Consider the following 11,866-nt stretch of genomic DNA (forward strand, 5'->3'; position numbering starts at 1 on the left):
TTTTAAGAAATGAAAATTCTACTAACCGGTGCAACAGGATATATTGGCAAAAGACTTCTGCCTTTGCTTCTTGAACAAGGGCACGAAGTAATATGCTGTGTACGGGATAAAAGTAGATTTTATTACGGAGGAAAATACAGGCAAAATATACAGCTCATTGAAGTTGATTTTTTGGATCAGCAGAGTACAGAGAAAATTCCTGCTGATATTAATGCTGCTTATTATCTAATTCATTCCATGTCAGGAGCTTCAAATTACGATGAACTCGAAAGTATTTCGGCGGTTAATTTCAGAGAAAAAATTAACAAGACCAGCGCAGAACAGATTATTTATTTAAGTGGTATTGTAAATGAAAAGTCATTGTCTAAGCATTTGTCATCCCGAAAAGCAGTCGAGGAAATTCTAAAAAAAGGAACCACACCTGTTACGGCCCTCAGAGCAGGAATAATTGTGGGATCTGGCAGTGCCTCTTTTGAAATTATGCTGGATTTAATTAATAAACTGCCGGTTATGGTTACTCCAAAATGGCTTAACACCAAATGCCAGCCTATTGGTATTGCTGATGTTTTAGAGTTTTTAATGAAAGCCTTGCTGAATCCTAAAACATATAGTCAAAGTTTTGATATTGGCGGACCGGATATACTTTCTTATAAAGAAATGCTCTTAAAACTGGCTGAGGTTAAAAAACTCAAAAGATTCATTTTTACCTTACCTGTAATGACGCCAAAATTATCTTCGTACTGGCTGTATTTCATAACCTCTACTTCTTTTAAACTTGCATCAGCTTTAGTAAGCAGTATGAAAGTAGAAGTGGTCTGCAGGGATAATAGAATAAATGATTTATTGGATATTAGACCTATAAGATATCAGCAGGCGCTGCAAAACGCATTGATAAAAATTGATGAAGATGCTGTAGCTTCCAGCTGGAAGGATTCGCAAATCAGCGGGCGGTTTAAAGGAAGCGTAGGATATTATCTAAAAGTGCCTAAAAAAGATTGTTTTATTGACAGAAGAAAAAGAAAAATTAAAGACCGGGACGCAGTTATCGCAAAAATCTGGTCAATTGGCGGAGAGACTGGCTGGTATTATGCAGACTGGTTATGGAGCCTTCGGGGTTTTATAGACAAAATTTTTGGAGGTGTAGGAGTAAGACGAGGCAGAACAAACAGACATGATATTCATGCTGGAGATGTACTTGACTTTTGGCGTGTTGTTTATGCTGATAAAGAGCAGGGAAAACTAATTCTGTTTGCCGAAATGATATTGCCCGGTGATGCCTGGCTGGAATTTAAAATTTTTAACGATACTTTATATCAGGCTGCAACCTTCAGGCCAAAAGGGATTGCGGGAAAGCTGTACTGGTATGCTGTGCTGCCTTTTCATGGTTTTATTTTTAACGGCATGATTAATAAATTAACAGATCAGCACCTGAAATAAGATAAATAAATAATTTAAAAGTGTCTTTAAGTTCCTTTTTTCTGACAGTATTTAAAAACTTTTTGCCAATGAAATTCTAAAATATTGACCATCATAAGAAGGCATCAGGAAGAAAGTAGTTTTATTTTCAGATTTATGAAACAGTTTTCTGGTTATGTATGGATTTAGCCAGTACGCTGCTTTAGTGCTTAGTATACCGATTCCGGCTCCTGCAGCAACATCGGTTAGCCAGTGCCGGTTATTGTACATTCTAAAAATTCCTGTTCCTGCAGCAACAGCATATCCGGCAATACCATACCAAACAGATTTATCTTTATATTCCTGATATAAAAATTCAGCTCCAGCAAAAGCAATTGCGGTATGTCCCGAGGGAAAAGAATCATTTGAAGTTCCGTCCGGTCTTTCAACATTTGTAATCGATTTTAAGCCAAAAACGGTTACGACCGTAAAAATTGTAGAAGTTGCTAAAATTACAGAACGGTCTCTGAGATTGTTCTTGCCTTCAACACCAAAAGCATTCAGCGCATATACAGAAACAGCAGGCGCATATCGGGAGAAATCATCTATTGTTACTTTACGGTCGATGTTTTCGGTTAATTCTTCGCGAATCTGAAAATTGAAACTTTTTATCTGGCCGCTTTCCATTCCCCAAAAACCATATCCAATCAGAATTCCAGGAATTATGAGCTGCTTATAGCTGAATTTTATGTTTTGCACCGTATCAGGTTGAATACTATCACTAACCTGATTTTGAGCACAGATATAATGTGAAAGCATTAGCGCAACTAAAATCATATGCAGTTTTCTCATTGTCTGATTTATAAGTGAAACTAAATATAAGTATAAATATCGAAAAAAAAACTTTTTTTAATCTATTAAAAAGTATAGTATATAAATCAATATGTATTTAGTTTTATTAATTATAACTATTTGAACTGTAGTGATTTAAAAATGTTAAAGTTTTAATTTTGTTTAATTTTTTTTAATTTTTTTTATAGCTTTTTTAAACAAAAAATAATTGACTTCGTATGACAAATCAAAAAAAAATATTATGAAAATGATCAAATTTAAATTAATTGCTTTTTTCAGTATTTCATGCAGTAATGATGATGATAATTAATCTCAAGAACCTCAGGCGGTAGTGTCTGTTGCTAAAACAAATTGTAATCTCAGCTCTTTGGTTGCTGTTTTGGATTTGTAAGATAATTATTTTGAATTTTCATTTCTAAGCGGTTTGTATGTATCGTAGGGGCTAAACGTTATAAAATGCTAAACGATGTGATTTTAATTTATAAATAAGGTTTAAATCTAATTATACAATGCGTTATTAAAATAAAATATTTAGATCGGTTAATGCAAAATTAAATAGAAGGTATGGTATTATTCAGGACAAAATAAGATCATTATATTTGCTAATTTTTGGTGTGAGAATATTTATGTAACTCATTACATCTTGTTTACTGAAGTAAATATTTATTTTTCTTTCATTGTGAATAAAATAAAATGGAACAATACAAAAACTCAACAGATCAGTAAAAGAATAAACAAGTAATTATATTTTTATAAAAATCAAGATTAAAAACTTTTATTAGCATGACGCAAAAAACTATTTACAAAATTTGTTCAGAAGATGATATTCCTCAGATTTTGAAAATATATAGACAGTCATATGTGGAGCATTATACCTATTTATGGACTGATAATGGTGAAAATTATATGAATATGAGTTTCACAAAAGAAAAAATATTCTCTGAAATGAATGATAACAATACTCGATTCTTTCTTATTTATAGTGAGAAATTACCAGTGGGTGTACTCAAAATCAATGATAGTAAATCTTTTAACGGAGCAATAAATAATGATAGTTTAGAAATTGAGAGATTATATTTTTTAAAAGAGGCTGCAGGAAAAGGTTTAGGAAAGTCTACTCTTGAAATGGTTTTAGAGCTAGCGGCTTCCGAAAAGAAAAAAAATATCTGGCTGAAAGCAATGAAGACTGCAGATGCAGTAAAGTTTTATCAAAAACAAGACTTCTTAACCATTGGAGAAGCAGATTTGTCTTATCCTTTTTTGAAAGATGAATTTAAAAGAATGGTTATTATGAAGCGAGATGTAAAGTAACATTCATGAAGTGAAGTTTGCAGAACTTAATCTATAATATAGTATGCACCCGCCTTGATAATAGTTCAGCATTAAACAATATGGATAATGTTATTTTTATCAATTACTATAAAATTTATTTTATTCTATTATATAATTGGAAATACTTTTTCTCTGCTAATTTGAATACCTATTATAAAAAATCTCTAATTCAATGACTGGCGATATTCCAGAGGCGTAAAACCTGTCTTCTTCTTAAATAATTTGCTAAACGACTGGGGATATTCAAAACCTAATTCATAGGCAATCTCAGTAGCAGTCATGTTTGTTGAGGCCAGAATCTCTTTCGCTTTTTCAATTAGTTTTTCATGAATATGCTGCTGCGTACTTTGACCTGTTAGACTTCGCAGCATATCAGCAAGATAATTAGCTGACATATTTAATGCACTTGAAAAGTATTGAACTGAAGGAATACCTTTTAAGGAAAGATTTTCGCTCTGAAAATAGTCTGATAAAAGCTTTTCAAAGCTTATTAGAAGGTCGCTGTTTGCTGCTTTACGTGTTATAAACTGTCGATTATAAAATCGATTGCAGTAGTTCAGCAGCATTTCAATTTGTGAAATAAGTATATCCTGACTGTAAATGTCTATGCGTGAACTGTATTCTTTACGAATAGTGTTCATTACATCTTCTATAGTAATTGATTCTGTTTCGGATAAATGTAAAGCTTCATTTATTGCATATGAAAAAAAGCCAAACTGAGCAATTTTCACTGATAGTGGATAGGTTCTTATGAAATCGGGATGTATCAGCAGTGTCCAGCCTTGTAAATTTACATTGTCGGCCAGTTGAGAAACAATTACCTGATTAGGTCCATGAAACACCATTGCCCCTTCCTGAAAATCATAGTAATGCTGTCCATATTTCATTGTACCTTCGTAATGTATTTTCCTGCTAATTGTATAGAATTCATAGGTTTTACTTTTAAGCCTTTCGTCAGTTAAATTTTTAATATCTTCATGGTTGATCAAACTAATCAAAGGATGCTGTGGTTTTCCAATACCTAACAAGGCATGATATTCTGATATTGATTTTATATTATAAGGCTTTTCCGTTTTCATATTTTGAATGCTATTTGATAAAAATATTTTTTATATTGGGAACTTACTGCAAATTTGTAGATAATGATATTTCTTTAAAAGATTCAAACTCCTTTAAATCACGTTCCCTTTTATCCATTATCATTTTAAAGCTGTCAGGACCTAAAATTAAATGAACGGGAGGTTTTTTCATATCTGCCAGCTCAACCAAAGCTGCAGTCAGCTTTATCGGATCGCCGGGCTGCTTTCCTGCTCTTTCTGCATAACTCTTATACGTATTCGAACTCTGATATTCATCAATTGGGTCTTTAGCATAATTCAGAGAATCATCACCTAAAAAATTGGTTCTGAAAGAACCGGGTAACACTACTGTAGGCTTGATGTTTAGATGTGCAGATTCCATAGCCAGTGCCTCGGTAAGGCCGACTACTGCAAATTTTGATGCCACATAACTCCCTATATTTGGACCCCCAAGGTATCCGGCGGCAGAAGAAATATTAATTATGCGGCCAGACCTCTGCTTTCTAAAATGAGTCATTGAAGCCCTAATCACGTTGACGGTTCCGAATAAATTTACATCCAGGGCTCCCCTGAATTCTGCGTCTGTCAGTTCTTCCAGACTTCCTATGTATGAAAATCCTGCATTATTGACAGCGACATCTAAACCTCCGAAGTAGCTGATAGTTACATTAATTGCCTGTTTGACATCATCACTATTAGTGATATCTAATTCAATAGGAAGGAAATGATGGTTTTGTGTACCGACGTTTTTCTTTAACGAATCTAAACTTCTCGATGTTGCCGCAACTTTATGTCCTTTATCTAATAACAATTTGGTAAGCAGCAGTCCCATTCCTTTGGAAGCACCTGTGACAAACCATATTTTCTGATTTTCCATTCCGATTATTGTTTCGTTTAATACGCTTTAAAAAAATAGGATTGGTTTTTGCTCAATCCTATGAGGGTTATTTAGTATTTTTTAAAAAAATCATCAACCTTATCCATTGCAGGATCAAGGTATTTATCATTGTCATATAAGTCCATATGTGAGGCACCTTCGATATCCATCCATTCTTTTTTCCCTGCTGCCATTTCGTAAACTTCTCTATCCATATCATGTGTAAAGGCTTCACTGCCCGCAATAACTAAAAAAGGAGTAGTAAAAAACTTTGCCTGGTTCATAAATACTCTTGAAGGGTCAACAGGAAGGCCTATCGTAGGATAATTTGTAGTATAGTTTGGGCATTTATCCTGTCCTGCTCTAAGAAAATAATATCCATAAGCGTCTTTCATTGCTTTAGAGGCTGTGTCCGGCGGAGGCAGAGGCATCCCGCCGAAAATAGGCGCCATCTCATATTCGCCCGTTTCATAATATTTCTGTTTTGCTTCTGCCGCAGTTTGCAGCATTTTATCCAGCATTTCTTTCGGGTAAGCACCAAACAAGCTAGCTGCGGCATCAAAATTACCAACCAGCGTCGCTACTGCTTTAATGCGGGTATCTCCTATAGCAACATTGCAGATGTAAGGAGCTCCTGCGCAGGCTCCGAGACCATAAAATTTTTCCCTGTCCACAAAAGTTAAGGTCCTCAAAAAACTTATTGCATCTGTAGTGTTTGGAACCATATTGTGAATGGATTCATAATTTCGGACTTCTCCCTCGCTGTCTCCAAAATTTTTGGGATCAAAGACAAAGAATGCATAACCTTTTGCAGCAAGCTTATTTCCGTAGGTTGCACCTGTCTGCTCTTTTACCTGCGTACCAACACGAGTATATATAACTGTTGGATATTTCTTATTTGAATTAAAATCTTTAGGCAGATACAAGTCCCCGGCCAATTTATAACCTTGGCTCATGAAGTATAAGCTGTTTTTCCCTTCTTTCAGCTGTCCGTAATCAACAGACAGGACATTTTGATGATTGTTCATTTTATTGCTTTTTAAATTACTATTTAGTTTATTTTGGGAAAATCCGGCAGTGGAAACACACATGGCAATAATTACTTTTAGAGTATTATATTTCAAATTACTACTCCGAAAAAATTGATTTGTTTTGCGCATTTTTTATAGATTAATTCTTTCTTCCGTAATTATCATCAAATGTTCCAAATTACCTGATAATTATCCCTTCTAAATTATAATGCAAAATTGTGAAATATGAACAGGCCGGCTGTATCCAAATCTCTTAGGATTGTGTTCATATACAGGAATTTACTCAAAATTTGTTGAACAGCTTAGCTCTTTTAGCTTTTTTAGGTTTTCAATCTGAGACTGGTAATATTTAAGGGCTCTATCGTAAGAATCTGTACCCATGATTAAATGAAGAGGAGCATTATCTTTCCCTGCACTATCGATCAATACCTTAACCAGTTTTTCAGGATCTCCCGGCTGATTACCGTTAAATTTATTCATCGCATCAACTAAATGCTGCGTGCCGTAAACTTCAATAGTATTTTGAGCTGTCGGAAACGCACCTAGGAAATTTGTTCTAAAAAGTCCGGGAGAAACAATGGTCACTTTTACATTAAATAGCCCGGTTTCCTTGGCTAAAGCTTCTGAGAAGCCTATAACAGCAGATTTAACGGCGTTGTAACTCCCCGCGCAAGCATCGGCTGAATACCCCGCAGAAGAGGCAAAATTGAAAAAATGCCCACTTTTTTGTTTGCGGAAATATGGCATTACGTTTCTAATTACGTTTTGATAGGCAATTATATTTACCCCGACAGAATCCTGAAATTCTTTTGCAGAAACTTCTTCTAGTGCGCCAAGAAGCATGTAGCCGGCATTGTTAACGGCAACATCAATTTTGCCAAATGTTTTTACAGTTTGCTCAACTGCTGTTTTCACTTCATCGTCGTTAGTTATGTCCAAAGTAATTGCAAGAAGATTGGTATTTTTGCCTGTTTTTTCTTCAATACTGGCTTTATTTCTCGAAGTCGCTGCAACTTTATCGCCTCGTTGCAATAATTGTTTTACCAATGTTAATCCAAAGCCATTAGAAGCACCAGTTATAAACCAGACTTTACTATTTGTTTCCATTTTTCTTTTTTTTTAATGCTATATGTTTAATTGTTGCTTATACAAATCAAAATTATCGATAAAATGGTATACATTTGATACTTGTATACAAAAGGATACTTAAATGGGCATTAGAGAAGAATTAAATTTCGAAGATAAAATCAAATTTGTACAAGACACGCAATATGTAATTGGCGGTAAATGGAAACTGCCCATTATTATTTCAATCTATCATGGAAATAAGAGATTCAATGAAATTCTTTCTTCTATACCTAAAATTACAAATCGGGTACTGTCAAAAGAATTGAGGCATCTTGAGGAAAACGAATTGATTTCGCGAAAAGTTTATGATGATTATCCAGCACGAATTGAATACACGCTGACGGCATATTGTCATACCTTAACTGAAGTACTGGAATCAATGGAGCAGTGGGGAAAGCAACATAGGGGAAGAATGAAAATGAAATGATTTTATCTCATATCTGCTGTCATCTAGAGAGGAAATTCGAGTATTTTAATATAATCAAACCTATGTTTGTTAAGTTTTGACCTTATGGTTTAGATTTTCAAATTGTGCTGTGCCACGTTTCTGCCGCTAATCTAAAACTATTGAATACTATAACATTTTTTGATGACGTAATGATTCGAACTTAAACTTATAAGTCGCATTTTTTGAGTGTTTTTGGTTTGTATATTAAACTAAATACACCGATTCTGCAACTAATCCCTAATACTTTATTTATCTTCCGTTATTTTTTGTAGAAAATCTAAAATTTCTGCTGCTTGTTCCAGAGTAAAATCCTTTTCATCATCATTAAGTATTTTTTTGAACCTTCTGAGAGTGTAACTTTCGTATGACCTTTTCTTCCTCAAATTCCATAAACCTAAATTATTGTTAATATAAAGACAAGGGATTTTTGTAAGTACCACATTTACAGTGTTTTTGAAGCGATTTGATTCCAGTAAGGCCAACTCTATAGGGCACCCAAATCATTTATTTTTAGAGGTATAACTGGTTAAATAGGCAGAAAAAAGCCAAAAAAAAAAGCTAAAACTTTCATTTTAACTTTTTTTTAAGAGTGACCTCGACAGGACAAATTACAACATCATTTTTGGATGATTTGAAGAAATTGGCTTACTATATTTAGGATCTGTCTTCCATTGGCTTTGTAAATTTGGTTTAGATGCCCTGTCGAGGATTCAATCGAAAATTTATTTGATTCTAAATTGATTAAATGAATATAAGTATTTTTATTATATCGCATCAGATATATCGTTTGCTCATTTGTGTACATGAAATAAAAGTTTAATTTTACTTTTTAAACTATACACCTTTTCCAGTTTGTCATTTAAAAAATAATCCTTCCTAATTGTTTAGACAAACTAGATTAAAGAATGCATTTTAAATGCCTATTTTTTATTTACAAAACTCAAAATTTCATGTATCAATTTGTAAAATATATTTTGATGCTCTTTTTGGCATCTTTAAGTTTAATCTCCTGTAGACAAAAACAGGGTGACAAAATTAGAGTTGGTTTCTCACAGGCGATGACGACCGATGATTGGCGCAAGCAAATGAATAGTTCAATAAAAATTGAAGCTTCCTTGCATCCTGAAGTAGATTTAACAATCAAAGACGCCCATAATAACGTTGCGAAACAAATCGAAGATATCGAACGTTTTATTTCGAATAAAGTGGATGTTATTATTGTATCGCCAATTCAGTCCAAACCATTAACGGCAGTTGTAGAAAAATCGATGAAAGCGGGAATTCCTGTTCTTATTGTCGATCGCAAAATTGAAGGGGAAAGTTATACGGCTTATCTCGGAGCCGATAATATTGAAATTGGCCGAATCGCTGGTCGTTACATTATCTCGCACAGTAAAGGTTCCGGTAATATTATAGAAATCACTGGTGCCAGCGGATCATCTCCAGCTTATGAAAGAACACTTGGTTTCAATCAGATTATCAACGAGAATAAGCGTTTTAAGATTGTAAACACCATTCAGGGCGACTGGGAAAAAGAATCTGTTAAGGCGCCTTTGAAGGCAATTCTGCTGCAAAATCCAAATATTGAATATATTTTCGCTCATAACGACAGAATGGCTTTAAGCGCCTGGGAAACTGCCAAAACCCTCGGGCTTGAAAAGAAAATCAAGTTTATTGGCGTGGATGCCCTGAACTCCGTAAATGGCGGTATTGAGCTAGTAAAAAACGGTGTGCTTGACGGAACCATTTTATATCCGACAGGAGGAAATGAAGCGCTGAAGCTGGCGCTGAAAATGTACAACAATGAGTCAATCCCAAGAAACAACATTCTAAATACGATTGTTATTGACAAAAACAATGCTGAAATTATCGAAAACCAAATGGATAAAGTCGATCAGCAACAGTTGGTTATCGAATCGCAGCAAGGAGCAATCAAAGTACAGGAAAGAGAATATGCTTCGCAGAATAATTTGGTAAGACTGCTTAGTTTTTTTCTTGTAATTATTTTGAGCTTGACGATTTACAGTATTTATTCTACAATTTCGATTTCAAAAAAGAAAAAACAACTGGAAAGAATCAATCAAACTGTAATTGACCAAAACAATGAAATTCAGGAAATGGCTCAGATCGCAGATAAAAGCAACGAAGCAAAACTGAATTTCTTCACTGGACTTTCGCATGAATTTAAAACGCCTATTACACTAATAATGAGTTATGTGGAATCGTTAATCGAAAATGAGAAAATTAAAGGTACCGCATTGATAGATGAAGTAAAACTGATTCACAAGAACTCAAACAGATTGCTTCGATTGATCAATCAATTACTGGATTTTAGGAAAATTGAAGAGCAAAAATTCACGCTGAGAGCTTCCAATACAAAGATTTACGATTTCACAAACGAAGTCATGGCAAACTTTAAAGGCGAAGCGGCCCGAAGAAATATTGATTTTCAATTGGTTTGTAAAAACAAAAATTTGGAACTGTTTATTGATCGCGGTTTAATGGATAAAGTGTATTTCAATTTATTGTCAAATGCCTTTAAATTTACGCCTGACAATGGTAAAATTAGTATTTCAATTGTCGAAAATCAGGATAATACAGTCAAAATACATTTTAAAGATTCCGGAATTGGAATTCCTGATGATGAACTTTCAAATGTGTTTGATCCCTTTTTCAGGGCTTCAAATAACAATAAGAATAGTTCAGGAATTGGGCTTCATCTCTCAAAAGAGTTTGTGCTTTTGCATCAGGGAACGATTGAATTGAAATCAAAACAAGGCAGTGAATTTGTGATTACCTTATTAAAAGGAAGCAGTCATTTGCAACCAGCAGAGATTACTCAGAAAGTGGAAAATCTAACCAGTATTCCAAGTTTAATAACCGATAATTTAAACATAGAACCCGATTTAAAAAATTCAAACCTAATTTCTGATGCTGAAAAACATTCGCTATTAATTATAGAAGACAATGTAGATCTGGTTAACTTTTTGAAAGCCAAACTTTCCAATGAATATGTAGTTTATAATTCGGACGGAAGCGATGCGATTGAAAAGGCTTTAGAAATTATTCCAGACATTATTATCTGTGATATTAATTTAGTAGATAAAGATGGTTACGAAATTAGCAAAGAACTAAAGAAAGATCTCCGTTCTTCACATATTCCTATTATAATTCTAACGGCTCAAAGCAATAAAGAATCGGTTCTAAAAGGGTTGCAGAGTGGAGTAGATCAATATTTGACAAAACCTTTTAGTCTTTCAATTCTAAAACAATCGCTATCGAGTTTGCTTTTCAACAGAGAAAAACTACGTTATTATTACACCAATAATATTTACAGAGTTGAACCTGAATCTAAGTTTGGAAATCAGGAACAGTCATTTATTACCAAAATGAATGACATCATTAAAAAGAATGTCGAAAATCCAAAGTTTTCAGTTGAAGATTTGGCGGACAAATTGGGCGTTTCGAGAGTTCAGCTGTATAGAAAGGTGAAAGCAATTATTGGAATTAATATTAGCGATCATATTAATAATATCAAATTAGAGAAAGCCGCAGAACTTTTGAAGGCAAATGAGATGAATATTTCTGAAATTGCGTACTCATTAGGTTTCTCTTCTCCAAACTATTTTTCTACAGCCTTTAAGAATAAATTTGGAATTTCTCCTAAAGAATATAAAACGTCAAGCTAATTTGTCTTTAAAATTGTTTCATTTAAAGTATCAAT

The 11,866-nt window shown here is 33.9% G+C and carries 9 protein-coding genes; 4 read left to right on the plus strand and 5 right to left on the minus strand.

Annotation, left to right across the window (positions count from 1 at the left end):
• The first annotated feature begins 9 nt into the window (after window positions 1–9).
• Entirely contained in the window at window positions 10–1,437 is a 1,428-nt protein-coding gene (locus ABDW27_RS22420; RefSeq protein ID WP_343697954.1) for an SDR family oxidoreductase, read from the plus strand.
• A 51-nt stretch (window positions 1,438–1,488) separates the two neighbouring features.
• Here ABDW27_RS22420 and ABDW27_RS22425 read toward each other — a convergent pair whose 3' ends face one another.
• The gene (locus tag ABDW27_RS22425; protein ID WP_343697955.1) at window positions 1,489–2,247 is read right to left on the minus strand and encodes a phosphatase PAP2 family protein; all 759 of its coding nucleotides are present in this window, start codon (window positions 2,245–2,247) and stop codon (window positions 1,489–1,491) included.
• Between the two features lie 783 nt (window positions 2,248–3,030).
• Between ABDW27_RS22425 and ABDW27_RS22430 the strand changes: the two genes are divergently transcribed.
• A complete protein-coding gene (locus ABDW27_RS22430; RefSeq protein WP_343697956.1) occupies window positions 3,031–3,558 on the plus strand; it encodes a GNAT family N-acetyltransferase in 528 nt (175 codons plus the stop codon).
• Window positions 3,559–3,743: 185 nt separating this feature from the next.
• Here the strand turns inward: ABDW27_RS22430 and ABDW27_RS22435 are convergent, their stop codons facing one another.
• The 4 genes from ABDW27_RS22435 to ABDW27_RS22450 form a co-directional block, all read right to left on the minus strand.
• The gene (locus ABDW27_RS22435) at window positions 3,744–4,658 is read right to left on the minus strand and encodes an AraC family transcriptional regulator (protein ID WP_343697957.1); all 915 of its coding nucleotides are present in this window, start codon (window positions 4,656–4,658) and stop codon (window positions 3,744–3,746) included.
• 43 nt (window positions 4,659–4,701) lie between these two features.
• Window positions 4,702–5,535: an SDR family NAD(P)-dependent oxidoreductase gene (locus ABDW27_RS22440; protein WP_343697958.1), complete on the minus strand. Its 834-nt coding sequence runs from the start codon at window positions 5,533–5,535 to the stop codon at window positions 4,702–4,704.
• Window positions 5,536–5,606: 71 nt separating this feature from the next.
• On the minus strand, window positions 5,607–6,626 hold the full coding sequence (locus ABDW27_RS22445; protein WP_343697959.1) for an alpha/beta hydrolase: 1,020 nt from the start codon (window positions 6,624–6,626) through the stop codon (window positions 5,607–5,609).
• A gap of 219 nt (window positions 6,627–6,845) precedes the next feature.
• Window positions 6,846–7,673, minus strand: a complete 828-nt coding sequence (locus ABDW27_RS22450; RefSeq protein WP_343697960.1) for an SDR family oxidoreductase — start codon at window positions 7,671–7,673, stop codon at window positions 6,846–6,848.
• A gap of 103 nt (window positions 7,674–7,776) precedes the next feature.
• Between ABDW27_RS22450 and ABDW27_RS22455 the strand changes: the two genes are divergently transcribed.
• Both ABDW27_RS22455 and ABDW27_RS22460 read left to right on the plus strand, forming a co-directional pair.
• Entirely contained in the window at window positions 7,777–8,121 is a 345-nt protein-coding gene (locus tag ABDW27_RS22455) for a helix-turn-helix domain-containing protein (protein ID WP_343697961.1), read from the plus strand.
• 971 nt (window positions 8,122–9,092) lie between these two features.
• Window positions 9,093–11,831 (plus strand): substrate-binding domain-containing protein, encoded by a 2,739-nt coding sequence (locus tag ABDW27_RS22460; protein ID WP_343697962.1) that lies wholly within the window; start codon window positions 9,093–9,095, stop codon window positions 11,829–11,831.
• Window positions 11,832–11,866 lie beyond the last annotated feature (35 nt).

It is taken from the genome of Flavobacterium sp., from assembly GCF_039595935.1.
Lineage (GTDB): Bacteria > Bacteroidota > Bacteroidia > Flavobacteriales > Flavobacteriaceae > Flavobacterium.

Coding starts and splice junctions, on each gene's coding strand:
- ABDW27_RS22425 (WP_343697955.1), bottom strand. CDS start 2,247: ATGAGAAAACTGCATATGATTTTAGTTGCGCTAATGCTTTCACATTAT.
- ABDW27_RS22455 (WP_343697961.1), top strand. CDS start 7,777: ATGGGCATTAGAGAAGAATTAAATTTCGAAGATAAAATCAAATTTGTA.
- ABDW27_RS22430 (WP_343697956.1), top strand. CDS start 3,031: ATGACGCAAAAAACTATTTACAAAATTTGTTCAGAAGATGATATTCCT.
- ABDW27_RS22440 (WP_343697958.1), bottom strand. CDS start 5,535: ATGGAAAATCAGAAAATATGGTTTGTCACAGGTGCTTCCAAAGGAATG.
- ABDW27_RS22450 (WP_343697960.1), bottom strand. CDS start 7,673: ATGGAAACAAATAGTAAAGTCTGGTTTATAACTGGTGCTTCTAATGGC.
- ABDW27_RS22445 (WP_343697959.1), bottom strand. CDS start 6,626: ATGTGTGTTTCCACTGCCGGATTTTCCCAAAATAAACTAAATAGTAAT.
- ABDW27_RS22460 (WP_343697962.1), top strand. CDS start 9,093: ATGTATCAATTTGTAAAATATATTTTGATGCTCTTTTTGGCATCTTTA.
- ABDW27_RS22420 (WP_343697954.1), top strand. CDS start 10: ATGAAAATTCTACTAACCGGTGCAACAGGATATATTGGCAAAAGACTT.
- ABDW27_RS22435 (WP_343697957.1), bottom strand. CDS start 4,658: ATGAAAACGGAAAAGCCTTATAATATAAAATCAATATCAGAATATCAT.